15 protein-coding genes are annotated in these 15,916 nt (G+C 66.7%); 7 read left to right on the forward strand and 8 right to left on the reverse strand.

Translation table 11 applies throughout. From position 1 onward, the window contains the following. Positions 1 to 109 precede the first annotated feature (109 nt). Complete coding sequence (locus tag ACT4N7_RS27195) at positions 110 to 1,135, reverse strand: Scr1 family TA system antitoxin-like transcriptional regulator (protein ID WP_444831716.1); 1,026 nt, start codon at positions 1,133 to 1,135, stop codon at positions 110 to 112. A gap of 1,193 nt (positions 1,136 to 2,328) precedes the next feature. Beyond that, positions 2,329 to 2,853, reverse strand: coding sequence for a hypothetical protein (locus ACT4N7_RS27200; RefSeq protein WP_444831717.1), 525 nt, complete (start codon positions 2,851 to 2,853; stop codon positions 2,329 to 2,331). A 156-nt stretch (positions 2,854 to 3,009) separates the two neighbouring features. On the opposite strand from ACT4N7_RS27200, the gene ACT4N7_RS27205 reads away from it, so the two are divergent. Continuing rightward, positions 3,010 to 3,597 carry an NUDIX domain-containing protein gene (locus ACT4N7_RS27205; protein ID WP_444831718.1) on the forward strand — a complete coding sequence of 196 codons (588 nt, stop codon included), beginning with the start codon at positions 3,010 to 3,012 and terminating at the stop codon, positions 3,595 to 3,597. Here ACT4N7_RS27205 and ACT4N7_RS27210 read toward each other — a convergent pair. After that, positions 3,544 to 4,686 (reverse strand): tetratricopeptide repeat protein, encoded by a 1,143-nt coding sequence (locus ACT4N7_RS27210; RefSeq protein ID WP_444831719.1) that lies wholly within the window; start codon positions 4,684 to 4,686, stop codon positions 3,544 to 3,546. The genes ACT4N7_RS27205 and ACT4N7_RS27210 overlap by 54 nt on opposite strands. A gap of 176 nt (positions 4,687 to 4,862) precedes the next feature. Continuing rightward, a complete protein-coding gene (locus ACT4N7_RS27215) occupies positions 4,863 to 5,252 on the reverse strand; it encodes a helix-turn-helix domain-containing protein (protein WP_444831720.1) in 390 nt (129 codons plus the stop codon). 368 nt (positions 5,253 to 5,620) lie between these two features. Here ACT4N7_RS27215 and ACT4N7_RS27220 point away from each other — a divergent pair, with 368 nt between their 5' ends. The 5 genes from ACT4N7_RS27220 to ACT4N7_RS27240 all read left to right on the forward strand — a co-directional run bounded on the left by ACT4N7_RS27220 (position 5,621) and on the right by ACT4N7_RS27240 (position 10,536). Then, a complete protein-coding gene (locus tag ACT4N7_RS27220; RefSeq protein WP_444831721.1) occupies positions 5,621 to 6,016 on the forward strand; it encodes a WhiB family transcriptional regulator in 396 nt (131 codons plus the stop codon). Next, on the forward strand, positions 6,013 to 6,345 hold the full coding sequence (locus ACT4N7_RS27225) for a hypothetical protein (protein WP_444831722.1): 333 nt from the start codon (positions 6,013 to 6,015) through the stop codon (positions 6,343 to 6,345). Before ACT4N7_RS27220 ends, ACT4N7_RS27225 begins: the two co-directional genes overlap by 4 nt. 32 nt (positions 6,346 to 6,377) lie before the next feature. Beyond that, a complete protein-coding gene (locus ACT4N7_RS27230; protein ID WP_444831763.1) occupies positions 6,378 to 7,052 on the forward strand; it encodes a hypothetical protein in 675 nt (224 codons plus the stop codon). Then, complete coding sequence (locus tag ACT4N7_RS27235) at positions 7,042 to 9,159, forward strand: cell division protein FtsK (RefSeq protein ID WP_444831723.1); 2,118 nt, start codon at positions 7,042 to 7,044, stop codon at positions 9,157 to 9,159. Before ACT4N7_RS27230 ends, ACT4N7_RS27235 begins: the two co-directional genes overlap by 11 nt. A 612-nt stretch (positions 9,160 to 9,771) precedes the next feature. Then, the gene (locus ACT4N7_RS27240) at positions 9,772 to 10,536 is read left to right on the forward strand and encodes a DUF6338 family protein (RefSeq protein ID WP_444831724.1); all 765 of its coding nucleotides are present in this window, start codon (positions 9,772 to 9,774) and stop codon (positions 10,534 to 10,536) included. 45 nt (positions 10,537 to 10,581) lie between these two features. Here ACT4N7_RS27240 and ACT4N7_RS27245 read toward each other — a convergent pair whose 3' ends face one another. The 4 genes from ACT4N7_RS27245 to ACT4N7_RS27260 all read right to left on the reverse strand — a co-directional run bounded on the left by ACT4N7_RS27245 (position 10,582) and on the right by ACT4N7_RS27260 (position 13,989). Further along, positions 10,582 to 12,093, reverse strand: coding sequence for a recombinase family protein (locus ACT4N7_RS27245; RefSeq protein ID WP_444831725.1), 1,512 nt, complete (start codon positions 12,091 to 12,093; stop codon positions 10,582 to 10,584). A 277-nt stretch (positions 12,094 to 12,370) separates the two neighbouring features. Continuing rightward, a complete protein-coding gene (locus tag ACT4N7_RS27250; RefSeq protein ID WP_444831726.1) occupies positions 12,371 to 12,997 on the reverse strand; it encodes a hypothetical protein in 627 nt (208 codons plus the stop codon). 76 nt (positions 12,998 to 13,073) lie between these two features. Then, a complete protein-coding gene (locus ACT4N7_RS27255; protein WP_444831727.1) occupies positions 13,074 to 13,283 on the reverse strand; it encodes a ferredoxin in 210 nt (69 codons plus the stop codon). A 46-nt stretch (positions 13,284 to 13,329) separates the two neighbouring features. Continuing rightward, a complete protein-coding gene (locus ACT4N7_RS27260; RefSeq protein ID WP_444831728.1) occupies positions 13,330 to 13,989 on the reverse strand; it encodes a hypothetical protein in 660 nt (219 codons plus the stop codon). 80 nt (positions 13,990 to 14,069) lie between these two features. Between ACT4N7_RS27260 and ACT4N7_RS27265 the strand changes: the two genes are divergently transcribed. After that, complete coding sequence (locus ACT4N7_RS27265; protein ID WP_444831729.1) at positions 14,070 to 15,911, forward strand: prolyl oligopeptidase family serine peptidase; 1,842 nt, start codon at positions 14,070 to 14,072, stop codon at positions 15,909 to 15,911. Positions 15,912 to 15,916: the final 5 nt, after the last annotated feature.

The raw sequence follows: 15,916 nt of genomic DNA on the forward strand, positions 1-15,916 counted from the left end.
CGCGGTGGCTCCAACCGCTACGACCGACGCCCCGCGAACACCCCGGCCGTTCAGACCGTCACCTACCGGATCGTCCTGCACCCGCTACAGCCAAAACCAACATGATCTTTTAAGGCAGTGGCATTGCGGGGTGCCCGGTGTGGGCGGGGATGATTCGGATGGTGACGTTCGAGCGGTCGGCGTGCTCGCGCAGGGCGGCGAGTTGGTCTTTCATGGTGTGGGTGGGGATGCCGGTGCGGGTCAGGGCGTGGTGCTCGATGAGGAATGTGCACGCGGCGGATTCGTCGGTGACGAGTCGGTGGTCGTGGGTCAGTGCCTCGACCCGTTGGTTGATCTCGTCGGGTGGGGTCAGGGGGGACGCGGTGAGCAGGGCGCGGTGGTAGGCGGGGGTGCGCAGGGGTCGGGGGATGGTGGCGTGGTCGTAGCAGGTCATGGCGACCAGCCCGTTCTCCACCGCGCGCAGGGTCCGTGACCGCATGGGCAGGCGGGTGCCGTGGTCTTCGAGCCAGTTGATCGCGGCGGCCTGGTGGGCCAGTGGGCACAGTTGTTCCCTGGCTCGGCGGGAGATGCCGAGGAAGGTGCCGACCGTGGCGACGTCTTCGGGGTTGGGCAGGCCGTAGCCGCTGAGCAGCCGGTGGATTCTGGCCACCGGGAACCCCAACCCGTGCGCCACGGTCCTGATCGTCTGCCCGGAGGCGTGTGCGGCCGCGCTCAACTCCAGCCCGATCACCCGCCCTCGCAGCGTGTTGCGCACCGATCTGGACCAGTGCTCCGCAGGTTTCACCTCACGCCTGCGTGGCCTCACGACTCGCCCCCGGGAGTCGAGCCCGCCGGGGATCGCCCGCCGGTTGCGGGCGCGTTCGATCACCGCGTGTCCGATCTCGACCAGACGCTGTCCCAACGCCTGTTCGTCCTCGACCGATGTCGGCGCGGCGCGTCCGGCGTCGGCATCGAGCGAACGCAGGACGTAGCCGGCGATCTCCCCGTTGAGCGACGAGAGCCGCCCAGTCAACACCAACTCGGCACGCCAACCCTCATCACCGGTATCCGCCATGTCCGCGCCCGCCGGGCTCATCCCGGCCGCTGCCCGGGTTGCCGACTCCGAGACGGGGTCGACGTCGTCTGGTTCGGTCACCCCTACCGCCCCCGCCTGCCGCAGACCAGGCGAGTGAACCAACCCGGTTGTGAATGCTTGTGCTTCCCGGTCGGCTCGCCGATGCGCTGGGCAACGGTCCGCATCCGCGACCACGCCAACAACAACGACCCGCAACGCCGGCAGGGCGGACGCGGTGCCGCATGCGGTGACGCGGGCAGCAACCGTGCACCACACACCGCTTCGTAGATGCCGGATCGGCATCCGGCGACTTCCTCGTCTCGCACCGCGTGATCACAACCGTCCAAAAAGGACATCCAGATCACCAGCGGGTACTTGATCGCCGTCACCGAGACCGCCCCCGCACATCACGCGCAATGTCCCGAATGGTCAGACCGGCACTCACCAAGACGACCACACCCAAGAAGGTCAACACCCACGCAGATCCCATGACAAAGTCCCTTCCGTGATCCTGTTTCAACGGACGGGGCAAACCGCCCGGCCGCGTATGCCGATGTGGCGCCGTCCCTGGTCACCGCAGATGACGAAAGTCGTGACACACTGAAATCAGTTTTTCGTCAGTTACTCGTCAGCGGAACGACACGGACGTGACAGCGCGGCGACAAGCGGACGACATGGGTCGCTGACGAGGGCGTAGGGAGCGGAGACGGGAAGACGTGGCCGGAGACGCAAGGCAAGCGCGGACGCTGCTAGAGCTGTTGATCTGGGAGCGCAACCTGACACAGGCGGAGTTCGCCGAGTTCGCGGAAGCTTTTGCGCGGCAACACGGGGAACCGGGCACGCTCAGTCCGCGCCACCTTCAACGGCTTGTCGCCGGCGGCGTGTACCAGGGGCGTCGAATGCGCGTGCAACCGACAACAGCGCGACTCCTGGAACGAATCTTCGATCTGAGCGTCAATGATCTACTCCGACCCCCTCCGATGGCCGTTCAGCCCGCCAACGAGTCCGCGACTGAACTCAGGCGGCGACTCAGTGCCGCCAGTCGCATTGACGAGTCCGTGATCCAACTCCTACAGGCTCAACTTGAAGCGGTTCGGCGACTTGACCGCCAGTTGGGCGCCATCGTGGCGCACGACGAGGTGACAGCGAAGGTCGCTCAGGTCACGCGTCTCCTGTCGCACAGCACGGCATCGCAGGCGCGGAAAGGTCTCGCCGCCGTGCTGTCGGAACTGCACGCATTGGCCGGATGGCAAGCACTCGACCTGGGGAAGCCGTCAGACGCCTGGCAGCATCACGAGTGCGGTAAGGCTGCGGCCGCTCAACATCGGTGTCTGGCGCCGTTCGAGCTTCATATGGTCGGTGAACAGGCGTTCGTGCTGATCGATGTCGGCAGATCGGCCGACGCCGTCGACTTGTTGGTTGACGCCCGCAGCCGTGCAGACCGCCATGCACCCCAGTTGTTGCGTGCGTGGCTTGCGGCGGCGTGCGGTGAGGCGTTTGCTGCGGACGGGAACCGGACGGCGAGCCTGCATGCATTCGACGATGCTGACGACCTGCTGCCAACCGACCCGACCAACGACGAGGGGCCGTACGTCGCTCTGGACCGAGTACACCTGGCTCGTTGGCGAGGACACGCACTTGCGCGACTTGGTGTGCCGGAAGCCGTCCAGGTTCTTACCGACGCGCTTGATCGGCTGGACCCGACCTTCACCCGCGCCGAGACAGGTCTCCGGGTTGATCTTGCGATGGCATTCGCTGTTGCCGGAGAACGCGACGAAGCGCGCCGACAAGCCGATCACGCGGCCGGGTTGGCAGACGAGATCGGGTCAGTGCGCCAGTACCAGCGGATAACCGCACTTGGGACGCGCTTGGCTGGCCGTTGAACGTTTTCTGGCTCACGCGGCGCGGAGGTTCCGCGACTCTGGCGCCGCGACCGAGTCCGTAGGCTGCCCCGCGTGACCGACACGCATGGAGCATGGCAGACCTTCGGTGAGCGGCTGGTCTATGACAACCGGTGGGTGAAGTTGGGCCTTGTGGATGTCCAGGCGCCGAACGGCGAGCGCTGGGACTACCACGTGGTGCACCTTGATCGGATCGCCATCGCGTTGATCGTGGATGATCAGGAACGGGCGCTCATGCTCTGGCGTTACCGGTTCCCGACTGACCAGTGGGGCTATGAACTGCTAGGTGGTCTCGTTGAGGATGGCGAAGAGGCGGCCGCGACCGCTGCCCGTGAAGCCGCTGAGGAGAGCGGGTGGCAACCGGTCGGCGAGCCGGAACACTTGATCAGCTTTCAGCCACTGCCGGGGCAGGTGACCGCTCCGGTTGACGTGTACTTGTGGCGCAAGGCCGAAAAGATCGGCGAGCCCACCGACACGGAGGAAGTCGGCCGCGTCGAGTGGGTGCCACTGAGCCGCATACCGGAGCTGGCGAAGCGGCAAGAGCTGCTCGGGTCGGGCGCGCTTGTCCCACTGCTCTACTACGTCGCGTCACGCGGGACCGATGCCGTTCGTGGGCAGGATCAGTCTGGAGAGTCTGCGTAGTTGTCGATCGGATTTGATCTGCGAGGCGAGCCGCTTCGCCTGTCTCGCGTAATTCAACGCCTCGTCGCGGTCACCTGCCGCCGCGTGCGCGAACGCAAGATCGACAAGCATTCCCGTACGTGCCCTGGTGAACTCGGAGGGCAAACGAGACAGCGCGTCACGAAGTTGATCAGTTGCCTCAGGCTCACCAAGTCGACTCAAGGCGTGGCCGCGCCATCGGTCGAGATGTGCGCCGCCAAGGAACAGGTAGGGCAGCGACGGGGCGACGGGATCGTTGGGCAGCAATGCCCCGGCCGCGTCGAAAGCATGCAATGCCGCGTCGCGCCGGCCGTCCGCCGCTAGCCCTTCACCGTGCGCAGCGGCCAACCACGCGCGGAGAAGCGCCGGCGCCGAATGTTCCGCGATGTCGCGCGCTTGGGCGAGTTGGTCGACTGCTTGCTCGACCTCGCCGAGATCGATCAGGACGAAGGCTTGCTGCGCCGTGGAATGCGCCAGGAGAAGCGGAGAACACGCTTCGCGCGCGGCAGTCTTGGCGCGTTCGTGATGATCCCATGCCTGCCGGATCGCGTTCCGGTCGAGCGCCTCCCAACCGGCCAGCGCGGATGCTTCGGCAAGCACTCCGGCCAACTGCTCACGTTGACCGCGCGCCGTGCCGTAGCTGAGCAGGTCGTCCATGTGTCGTATGTTGCTTCGCAACTGATCGAGCACTGCGATACCGCCGAACTGCCGGTCGACATGTCGTGCCTGATCGACTTGTCGCCGAAACAGTTCGACTGTTCCGGCGTCGACCGTGCGCGCAATTGCCAAACGGGACAGCAGTTCGTCAGCCTCGTCGTCCTCGTTCTCGGACGGAAACCCAAGCTCTTCGTTTGTGCGGCCATAGATGTCCCGGAACAGGCGTCGGTACGGTTGGCTTACCGCGCTGTGGCCGTTCTCCCACTCGGACAGCTTTGTCTTGAGACTTGCCGACGACATGACCGGCATGCCGAGCATCGCGGCCCGCTGCTGGAGCATGTTGATCACATCGACCTGCGAATAGCCGGCGCCTCCAGCCGTCTTTCGCACGGTCTGGAGCCGTGTCTTACCCATCGGCTTGTCCGAGCGAATAACGTGTCTGACCTGCGAGGTTAGTTCGAGTTAATGGTGACACGGTTAACCGGCGCCATCTGTAAGCCGGCCCGGAACTGCCGTTCTCTGTAGACATGGACGCAACGCAGAACACCGGAGCGGCACCCCGGGCCGGAGTGCCGCAGAAATCGACAGACCTACGGGCTGTCCTGTGTGTCACGGCTGATCACTGTCGTGATGTTCGCATTTATCTCGGCGAGCTGTTCGGTCAGCTCGGTCAGCCGGTCCTCGATGGCCGCAAGGCGTTCGGGCACGCCGTCTCCAACCCGGAGCTCCACCGGATCGCCCGGTGCGGGTGGCTGGTGGCCGTACAGCACGGCAGAGAGATGGCGCGGGTGCCAGCCGAGCGCCAGCGAGAGCGCCTCCAACGTGCGAGTGCTGCGGCGGCGCTGAACCGTGTTGCGCTGAAGTTCGCGCACGATCGCCAGCGATACGCGCGACGTCTCCGAGAGTTCGCGCTGAGTCATCCCGACCTCATGCGCGCGCTCGTTAATCGCCTTGGCAACCGCCGACCAGTCTTCGGACACCCATTCCTCCGCGCTCCGCCTCAGTGTCGAGATTAGCGGGAGGACCTGATTCGGCGGGCGGCAATCCAGCACTGAGTTCCGCAGTTGGTCCCTTCGTGTCCTATGACCGATGAAATCACCTCTTAAATCATGCTTTCTTCTAATGAAGGGCTTTCTCATGAGTACTTCTATGCGTTCTAACGGCTCTCCGGTCTTCCTCTCGATCCGAGAGGCCGCGTGGGTTCTCGGGATTGATCAGGCACGGGTGTGCCGGGCGATCCGGCACGGGGTCCTGCCAGTCGTTCGGCGGCGCGGTCGGCTTGTGGTGCCTGTCGGCGTGTTGACGCCGTTGCTGAGTCCAGCTCCGCCGCTGGGCGGAGGTGATGTCGATGCGTGACGAGGAGCGCGGCGACGTGGTGTCCGATGTGGACACGGTGACGAACGAGCGTTGGCTGATCGACATCGCATGGCGACTGGACTCGCTGCGGTGGGTTCCTACCGGTGTTCTCGGTGATATCGCGGTTCGCGATGGCGCGTGCATGGCTGCCTACGCGGCCGGTGATCCGCCCGGCTGGTTGGGGCATGAGCAACCGGACCGCGCGTTGGCGGCGCGGTTGTGTGCGGGTTGCCCGGTTCAGGATCAGTGTTTGGAGTTGGAGTTGCGGACGGCCGGTGAGGACACCGTTGGTGTCTGGGGTGCGCTGTCCGAGGTCGACCGTCGTGCGTTGCTCGGGTATTGGCGGCAACGGGGCGATCGCGCCGACGATCGGGGGGTTGGCCGATGAACACGATCAACCTGTCGATCACGGAGATTGCCGCCGGCGCGGGGGTGTTGGTCGTGCTGGTGCTGGTGTGGCGCGCGGGTGCGCGTCGGGCGAAGGCGGCGGCTGAGGCTGCGCGGAGTGGGGCACGGTTCGTGTCGCTGGCCGGTCGGGTGTTGTTCAACGCAGCGCTGATCGTGGCAGTTCAGTGGGTGGTGATCGCGCATCCGGGCAACCGGTGGCTGTTGCTCGCGGTGCTCGGCCTGCCCGCGTTGTTCGCGGCGTTCGCGCTGACCCGTGCGTTGACAGTGACCACTGTGGACACGTCACGCCGGAAGGGCGGTCGGCGGTGAACCGTGCTGAACGGTTGGCGCGTGACGCGGCCATGGCGGCTGAGGTGCGGGCGTTTCAGACGCACCCGGATGTGGTGGCACTGCGGATCGAGCGCGTCCGGCGGCAGGTCGACTGGATGTGTTGGTCGGGGATCGTGTTGGGGTTGGCGTTCACGATGACCAACGTTCAGGGCTTCGCGGCGGCCGGGGTGCCGCCGTGGTCGCTGCCCTGGATCGCTGCGTGGGTGCTCGACCCGACGGTGTCGCTGGTGTTGCTGGCGATCCTGCGGGCTGAGCAGGTGACCGCGCGGTACCAGATCCAAACGGGGCCGTGGGTGCGGCGGGCGAAGTGGTTCACGTTGGCGGCGACGTACGTCATGAACACGTGGGCGTCGTTCGCGGCCGGGTCGATGGCGTCGATCGTGCTGCACTCGGTGCCGCCGTTGGTCGTGTTCGTCGCGGCCGAGGCGATCACCGATCTCCGCGACAAGCTGACCGACGCGGTTGCGGCGGCTCACCAAAGCGTGAACGCAGCGCCCGTTCACGTGAACGCTCCCGCCGTTCGGAAGATGTTCGCTGACTACCTCGCGGACGCGCGGGCAGCGTGGTCACCGGATGTCGAGGTCACACCTGCGTGGGTTCGCACGGTCACCTCCTGTTCGCGTGGGCTCTCACCCCGGCTGGCGGCGTCGTTGCGCGCGGAGATCGAGGGCCGTCATGAGCGGTGACGATCTGGTGCCCGCCGTGTTCGACGGCGAGTTGGTCGAGGAACCCCCCGCGCCGATCTACCACCGGCCGAAGCTGGGGCGGTTGCAATCCTGGTGGCTACGGTCGGCCCGGGTGCCGCATCGGTTGAAGAGCCGCGCCCAGGCCGTGCAAGCCGGTCGTGATGCCGTGGCGGCGGTCGTCCGGTCACCGGTCCGGTTCCTTGGCGGGGTAGTTCGCGGAGTGGTGGTCGCGATCCGGTGGTGGCGTCGGTGGGTCACGGTTCGGGACTACCGGGAAGCCGCCGAACAGTCGGAAAAGCTGGCCGACAAGTTCGGCGAGATCCGGGAATTAACGCTGTTCCGATGGAAGGTCACTGGGGCCGTCGCCATCACGACGGTGGTCGGCCTCGCGATCGCCGATCTCGTCTACGGCGGTCGGGCGCTGTGGATCGCAGGCGCGGCCGGTTCGGTCGCTCTGGCGATCCTTGGGCGGCGGAAAGACGGGAGTCCCGGACGGAAAGCCGTTCTCGCCGGACCACGGGCGCTGACTTGGACGATGGACCCGCAAGTCTTGGTCGACGCATTCCGTGACGCGAAGCTGATCGGCAAGGACGAAACGCTGCGCCTGGTCGAACGCGCGACCCGCATCGGCGAGGGGTGGGCGATCACGATAGACCTCCCGGCCACGCGCAAGGCGGCGGACGTGATCAAGGGCCGCGAGGCGCTGGCGTCCGCCCTGGCGGTCGATGAAGTTCAGCTCAGCGTGGAACGTGTGCGCGGCAACGGCGGCCACGCGGGACGGGTCGCGATGTGGGTCGCCGACCAGGACCCGTACGCGTCCCCACCGATGCGGACCCCACTGCTCGACGCACCGACGTGGGACGCGTGGCGACCGATGCCGTTCGGCCGGGACGCGCGGGACCGCCGGGTGGACCTTCCATTGGTCTGGACATCGCTGCTCGTGGGCGCGATTCCCAGGCAGGGCAAGACATTCGCGGCCCGGCTGGCCGCCGCAGGGCTGATCTTGGACCCGTACACCCGGCTGTATGTCGCCGATTTCAAGGCCGGGAAGGACTGGGACGCGGCCGGTCATGTCGCTCATCGGTTCATGGCAGGCGACGAGTCCGAACACGTGTTGGTGTTGGTCGCGTGGCTGGTCGAACTCGTCGGCGAAGTGCAGGCGCGGTATCGGCGCATGCGGGAACTGGACGACGTGACATGTCCTGAGTCGAAGGTGACGCCGGCGATGTCACGGGACACGGCGTTGAACATGCCGATCACGGCGATATTCGTTGATGAGGTTCAGGTGCCGCTCGAAGACCGAACGCCGGTTCGCGTCGAAGACAAGAAACTGACCGCCGGAGAGTACGTCGGAGAGCTGCTTACCTGGCTGGCCAAGAAAGGACCGGCGGCGGGTGTGGTCCTCGTGCTGGCCACTCAACGGCCGGACTCGAAGACAATCCCGTCCGGCCTGCGCGCGGTGCTCGGATCACGGTTCGCACTACGGGTCATGGACTGGCGAGATTCCAACATCGTGCTCGGTGAACAGATGAACACACGGGGGTACGACAGCAGTCGGCTACTGGCCTCGCACAAGGGCGTCGGCATCCTGCGACCGGACGGCGAGACCCAAGCCGGGGCGGACGTACTCGCGTTGACCGTGCGGACCTACTACATGCCCAACGAGGACTGGCACACCATCTGCCGACGCGGCCGGGCATTGCGAGAAGTGGCCGGGACCCTCACCGGCCATGCGGCCGGACAAGACACGACACCGGCGCTCGACCATGCGGCAGCGGCGAAAGCCATCGGAGCAGGAACAGCGTCACGAACGGCGGCATGGGAAGCCGATGGCCTGCCGGAACCGCTCGCGTCCGTTGTGGACTACCTGGGAGACGAACTCGACGCAGAAGACCGCGACTTCGTACCCACGGCCGAACTGACAGAAGCACTCGCCATCGAACCCACCACGTTCGGACGGCAGATGACGGAGTTGGACTGTCGGCCAACACGCAACCGTGTGCCCATCGACGACGGGAAAATTCGGCAGATCCGAGGCTATCTCATCGCCGATATCCGCGCCGCCGTGGAACGGCACCGACATCTACCCCCAACGGGAAGGGGGTGAGAAGCAACGACCGCATCGGACGACGACACAACGCGCGGCAGCCAAAAGCGGGACGACGACGGGAATGGCACAGATGATCAGACTGCCGGTAAAGAAGTCGATCCAGAATCTTGGGACTACTGGCGCAGAGCGTGCGCCGCCATGCCGACAATGACAGCCGACGAGATCGCAACTGTCGCGGTGATCCTTCGCCGCGTCGACAAGTGACGCTGCTGAGAGCCTTGCTTGATCATCAAGTGTCGGTGGGGCGTTGGGAGCGCAGACTTAGCCCAACAACCCGGCGACGCGCCTCGCGACGCACACCGGCTCCCGAAGGTGTCGGTGTCCGGGCGTATAGTTCCGCCCACGCGCAGCAAGATCCCCCGGGTGCGCTCCTGCGCCCGGTCAGCCTCATCCTGAACGGAGAGTTGCAGTGGCAAATAGCGGCAAGCGTGCGACGGAAGTGTCCTACACGGACAAACGCGGTCAGCTCACTGAGAACAGGGGTATCACAATGGTCGGCGGTTACCCGATCAAGCCGGTTTCCGCACCCCCGACCGAGCCAGCCATGCCGTCTAGTTCACCGGCTCCCAGCAGTGGTGAAACTGGTGCGGCAACCGCAAAGGACTAACCTTGGTTCCAGTTAGCATCCTCGGCGTTGTCGTTTTTCTGCTTTTTGTTGCACCTGGAAGCTGTCTAGAACTGCTTCGCGGTCGAAAAGCGCTACCACGTGAGGAAAGTACGTTCGTTCACATCAGTCGGATATTGCTCTCCGGCACATTTATTAGCGCAGCTACTGTTGCTCTACTCGCGCTCGCTAGCCTCGTTAATCCATCGGGCGTGTTGGACCTGCAAAAACTGTTGACCCAAGGTGCGGCCTATGTGTCCGCCCATCTGGGACTAGTCGGGTGGACAGTCGGTGTTCAGGTCGTACTGTCATCCCTGTTGGCCACGGTCGTCAGCGACCTACGGAACGGCCGCTCGGCTACACAAATTCTTCAGGCCGATGTCTGGCACGGGCTAGGCGAACTTGCACTACAACCCGGACAACAGGCTTTCGTCAGCGTTCACCTGAAAAGTGGGCGGGACGTCATCGGCTACTACGTCGGCGCGTCGACAGAGTTGGAGCCAGCTAAACGTGAACTGATCCTAGGAGCGCCACTATCGGTCCGCGCCGCAGAACAAGCCCAAACTGTTGCTCTAGGTCCGGCATGGGAACGTATGGCAATCTCGGGCGCGGAGATTGAGTCAGTGGCGTTTTGCCATGTGAGCGAGACAGCTCCAAGTGACCCCACCTGGTGGGCCATCAAATGGGCGTGGGTTCAACGGAACTATCTACGCTGGGAAATCGCGATCGCGGCGATCGTTGTAGTTCTCGGCATCGTCGTGTTGGTTTGATCAGCCGTATCCCTGTGGAGCTCAGCGATCTCCTGAACGCACCTGCTAGCGTTCGTCCGGCTGCACAATGTGGATACGCGATCGGTCAAACACTCGCTTCTTGGTCTCGGGTGGCATCGGGTCGACCAGCATCCGTGAACGGCCGAGTGCTTGACGGAACATGGCGCGCTTGTCCGCGACGTCGGCTGCCTCCCATTGGGCCACCACGTCCTCACGTGCCTGTACGGCCGGTACGACGCTGGTCTTGCCGCCAGCGAGGGATTCTCGTTCGGCTATAAGGCGTGCGAGGTCGGCCGAGAGTGGTTCGTTTGCCTGGTCGAATGCGATCAGGGTCATTTTCCTGAGTCCGAGTCGGACGGACAGTGCTCGTTGGATCTCCTCGCATGCCGCAATTTCGTCTTCCAACTGTTCAAGTCGTTTGGATGCGCGTGACCGTGCTGAGGCGATCGCGGCGGCGTGGCGTGGATCGGACAAGCGGGTGGCGACGAACGCGGTGATCTCGGTGTCGACGGGTCGGCAATCGGCATAGACCCGACCGCACCCCCTCCGTTGCTTGTTGCAGAAGTAGGTGCGGCGTGGTTCCCCGTCGGGGTAGGGCTTGGTGCCAGCCGGGCGAGCGGTCAGCTTGGCGCCGCAGAGCCCGCAGCGCAGGATTCCGGTGCCGATGTAGCGAACGCCGGCGACCTGTCCCTTGCTGCGCGCGGCGAACAGTGCTCGCAGTCGTTCGAAGGTGGTCAGGTCGATGATCGGCTCCCCGGCGATGTGGCCTTCCAACTTGCCGTCGTATTCGATCAGTCCGGCCAGTGCCGGACGGGTCAGTGTCGCGCGGACGGTCTTGTGCTCCCAGAGCAGACCGCCAGGGACCGAGCGGAGACCGGCCGCGTTCCACTCGCGCACGATCTGGCCGATGGACACGCCGGACAGGATCGCGGTAACCGCGTCCCGCAATGCCTGACGTTCCCGGGCAACCACGTCATCGGGCACCGGTAGGCGTTCCCCGTTCGGCCCGGTCGCCTCAGCCTCGACTCCCATGAACCCGAACCGGCGCGGCCCGCCGGTCTGCGACCGACCACCCGCGCGCATCGCGGCGAACCGCCGTTTGAGGCGTCGTGACGTGTCATCGCTGGACCTGGCGGCGTGTGCGACCTCGATCCGCAGGATGAACCGGTCGTCCGGGGCCGACAGGTCCCGTTCACCGTGCGCCGAGGCAACTCGGAACCCCTTGTCGGCGAGCTCGATCAGGCGTTCCAAGTCTCGCGGCTGGCGGAACAGGCGGTCGGTGTGCCAGACCACGATCCCGTCCGACTCGCCGGACTCGACCCGCTCCAACAGCCGCTCCCACCCGGGGCGGCGGACGCTGCGCTTCCATGCCGACAACCCGTCGGACAGCTCCTCGCCGAGCACCCCGCCGCGCCGCTCGATCACCTTCCGGTTGTCGGCAAGCTGCGTCTCGATCTTCTCCAACTCGCCGGTCTCAGGCACCCGCGACAACCGGCCGTAGGAGTCGTACACCGACCGCCGGCCGCCCCGACCTGTAGTTTGGTCTGCGCTGCTCATGGCTGCCATAGTATGTAAACAAAAGCAGTCTCGCCCACGGTGCGTCCACTCCCGACCCGGCGTGGTTCGCTCGCCTGCGGCTCGCATCGAGTATGTAACCAATGGCAGGGTCGTCCACGGTGCGGCACGTCGCGATCCAGCGTGGGCTCGGCGCTTCGCGCCGTCGAGGTGTGTGAGCAATTGCGTGGTCGCACACGGTGCGTCCTCTCCCGATTCAGCGTGGATCGCTGGGCTTCGCCCTCGCATCTGGGGTGGGGGTAGAGCGTGCGGTGTTGGGTTAGAGGGTGGATTGGTGGGTGGTGTAGGCGGCGGCTTCGGCGGTTAGCCAGGCGTCGAGGGTGGTGGGGTTGGTGTTGTGGGGGAGGCGGTGTTCGCGGGCTCGGCGGAGGTCTACTACCAATGGGGTGGCGTTGGGGAGTAGGTCTGGCTGGCAGATCTGCAGGATGCGCAGGGCGGCGCTGGAGGCGTCGCGGGGTAGTGGGGGCTCTTTGAGGTAGAAGAGGACTATCTGGGCGTTGGCGGTGGTGGTGAGGGTGGTGCTGCGCGGGTGAGGGTGGATGGCCAGGTGGGGGGTGACGGTTAGGTCTAGGTCGGCTATGCGCAGGGTGGTCGTGCGAGGGCGGAGTGGGATCGCGTGGGTGCGGCGCCACCACGCGAGGAAACCCGCGGCGATCTCGGTGTACGCGCGGTGTTGGCCGGTCAGGTCGGCGCGCGCTATCGCCTCGGCCAGGACGGGGGTCGGGTCGGGGGCGACGGCGGCCTGGCGGATGGCGTCCAGGATGGGCTGGTAGAAGAAGCGACCGCGGAAATCGTCTGCCGACTGGGTGGTGACGATCTCCGTGCGCCGGTGCCTGCCGCTCGCCGCGTATTCGGCGAAAGTGGTGACGTTGAGTACGACAGCCAAAGGTGGCTCCCCTCGATCGGTTTTCCCGCTCCTACCTGGGGAAACCCTATCGAGGAGGTACGACAGAACCGGCCGCTCAGACGACCAGTTCCTTGTCGCCGTCGCGGATGCTGATGGCGAGGGTGGGGCACGACTCGGCGGCGTCGAGCACGTCTTCGTTCGGCTCGATCTCGGCCGACTTGACCGTGGCCGACAGGCCCGCCAGCTCGAAATGCTCCGGCGCGGTGGCCACGCACACACCAGAGGCCATGCAGCGGCTCGCGTTCACTTCCAGTTTCCACGTCACGGGCACCACCGTAGGGGTCGGCGCCGCCTCGCGTCAGCCCCGAACCTCAGCCGGTCTCCTCGAACGTCGCCACGACGTCGTGCAGGGGCTTCTCGGCATCCGGCCTGCGGTCGGCCAGGGTCCACGCGACGACCTGGTGGTAGCCCTGGCCGCCGTCGACCAGGGTGAACCAGTAGACGATGTCGATGCCGTCGACCTCGCCGGTGACCTCGTAGCGGATGCCGCGCAGCGAGCCGAGCGCGACCTCGCGCGGCTGGCCGACCGTGGCGCCGTCGGCGATCTCCGCCATCCCGTCCAGCGCGGCTTCCTCGAACTCGGTGAACGCCGCGAAGTCGGCCTCGTCGTCGGTGATCACCATGACGTAGCGCTCCTGGTAGATCTGCCCCTGCGCGATCACCGACGCCGGACTCCGGTAGTCCTCGGGCAGCTCGACCCACTGGGCGGGCACGGTGAGCCTGCTGTGCCCGTCGGTGGACTTGACGATCTTCGTCGCGCGGTCGGTGTCCGCCTTGGCCGCCGCGGGCCGGTCCGGCTCGCTGGTGGTCTCGACAATGAGCCACGCGCCGATGCCGAGTACCGCCACGAGCACCACCGCCAGCCCTATCCACAGGCCGACCGGCTTACGCGGCGGTTGTGGCGGCGGTGGTGCGAAATACCACTCCTGCGGCGCGAACTGGCCCTGCCACGGCTGGTGTCCCCCGGACATCGCGACGCTCCCCCAGGTCACGGGTTCCCCGCTCGAACAGCGGGCGACGGCAAGCCTACCCGCCTGGCAGGATCACGGACGTGACAAATCATCCAGTCGCCGAGGTCCCCGACCGCCTGTTCGCCGACGACGACGCCGAGATCCGCTGGCGCGCGCGATTCCACGCCGCCCGGGTGTCGCTGCCGGGCTGGGCGCGGGACGCGCCGGACCGCAACGTGTACGTGTCCAATGCCAGCGGCGTGTGGGAGGTCTACGCCTGGGACCGGGCGACGGACACGCACCGGCAGGTGACCGACCGGCCCAACGGCACCCTGCACGCCATCCTCACCCCGGACGGCGAGCACGTCTGGTGGTTCGCCGACACCGACGGCGACGAGTTCGGCACCTGGGTTCGGGAGCCGTTCGCGGGTAGGCCCGCGGACCACGCGCCGGACCCGGCGATGGCGGGCGCCAAGGCGGGCTACCCGGCGGGCCTTGAGGTCGGCCGCGGGGTGGCCGTGATCGGCGTGGCCGACGACGACGGCACCACGGTCTACCTGGCGCGCGGCGGGGCCGAGGCCGAGGTGATCTACCAGGACGAGCACGACGGCTCGGTGTCCGCGCTGTCGCACGACGAGCGGCTGCTGGCGATCGCGCACTCGGAGCACGGCGACAACCGGCACCCGGCGCTGCGCGTGCTGTCGGTGGCCGACGGCGCCACGGTGGCCGAGAAGTGGGACGGCAAGGGCAAGGGCCTCGACGGCATCGTGTTCAGCCCGGTGGCGGGCGACCCGCGGCTGCTGGTGCTGCACGAGCGGCGGGGCCGCGAGGAGCTGCTGATCTGGGACGTCGAGGCGGACACCGAGCAGGAGATCACCCTCGACCTGCCGGGCGAGGTGAGTGCCGACTGGTTCCCCGATGGCAGCGCGCTGCTCGTGGCGCACACTCACGAGGCCCGCAACACCCTGCATCGGTACGACATCACCACCGGCACACTCTCTACTTTGGACACTCCAGCTGGGACGATCGGCTCCGCGGGCGCGCGCCCGGACGGCACGGTCGAGTACTCCTGGTCGAGCGCGGCGGAGCCCACCCTGGTGCGCGCGCTGCACACCGACAGCACCGACCGGGTGCTGCTGGTGCCGCCCGGCGACCGCGCCCCCGGCTCGGCCCCGCTGACCGACGCGTTCGTCGAGACCGAGCACGGCAGGGTGCACGCGCTGATCGCCCGCCCGGTCGGCGCGCCGGACGGGCCGCTGCCCACGGTGTTCAGCCTGCACGGCGGCCCGCACGCGGCCGACGAGGACCGCTTCTCCGCCTACCGCGCGATGTGGCTCGACGCCGGGTTCGCCATGGTGCACGTGAACTACCGCGGCTCCACCGGCTACGGGTCGGCCTGGCGCGACGCGATCGAGGGCAGGCCCGGGCTGACCGAGTTGGCCGACGTCGCCGCCGTGCACGCGTGGGCCGTGGCGTCCGGGCTGGCCGACCCGCAGCGGTGCGTGGTCAACGGCGCGTCGTGGGGCGGCTACCTGAGCCTGCTCGCCCTCGGCACCCAGCCCGAACTGTGGGCGGCGGGCGTCGCGGGGGTGCCGGTGGCCGACTACCTGGCCGCGTACGAGGACGAGATGGAGCCGCTGCGCGCGTTCGACCGGGCGCTGTTCGGCGGCTCGCCCGACGACGTTCGCGACCGGTATGTCGAGTGCTCGCCGATCACCTACGTCGACGACGTGCGGGTGCCGGTGCTGGTGCTCGCGGGCGAGAACGACCCGCGCTGCCCGATCCGGCAGATCGACAACTACCTCGACCGGCTGGCCGAGCGCGGGGCGCCCTACGAGATGTACCGCTACGACGCGGGCCACGGCTCGCTGGTGGTGGCCGAGACGATCAAGCAGTCGCTGATCGAGGTGCATTTCGCGCTGCGGGCGCTGAAGCTGCGGTGACGGAC

This window comes from Actinokineospora sp. (assembly GCF_052390155.1).
Classification (GTDB): Bacteria; Actinomycetota; Actinomycetes; order Mycobacteriales; family Pseudonocardiaceae; genus Actinokineospora.

What these genes read in the sequence shown, in the direction of transcription:
- ACT4N7_RS27210 (WP_444831719.1), bottom strand. Translation starts at nt 4,686, where the DNA reads ATGGGTAAGACACGGCTCCAGACCGTGCGAAAGACGGCTGGAGGCGCC.
- ACT4N7_RS27220 (WP_444831721.1), top strand. Translation starts at nt 5,621, where the DNA reads ATGCGTGACGAGGAGCGCGGCGACGTGGTGTCCGATGTGGACACGGTG.
- ACT4N7_RS27225 (WP_444831722.1), top strand. Translation starts at nt 6,013, where the DNA reads ATGAACACGATCAACCTGTCGATCACGGAGATTGCCGCCGGCGCGGGG.
- ACT4N7_RS27230 (WP_444831763.1), top strand. Translation starts at nt 6,378, where the DNA reads ATGGCGGCTGAGGTGCGGGCGTTTCAGACGCACCCGGATGTGGTGGCA.
- ACT4N7_RS27235 (WP_444831723.1), top strand. Translation starts at nt 7,042, where the DNA reads ATGAGCGGTGACGATCTGGTGCCCGCCGTGTTCGACGGCGAGTTGGTC.
- ACT4N7_RS27245 (WP_444831725.1), bottom strand. Translation starts at nt 12,093, where the DNA reads ATGAGCAGCGCAGACCAAACTACAGGTCGGGGCGGCCGGCGGTCGGTG.
- ACT4N7_RS27260 (WP_444831728.1), bottom strand. Translation starts at nt 13,989, where the DNA reads ATGTCCGGGGGACACCAGCCGTGGCAGGGCCAGTTCGCGCCGCAGGAG.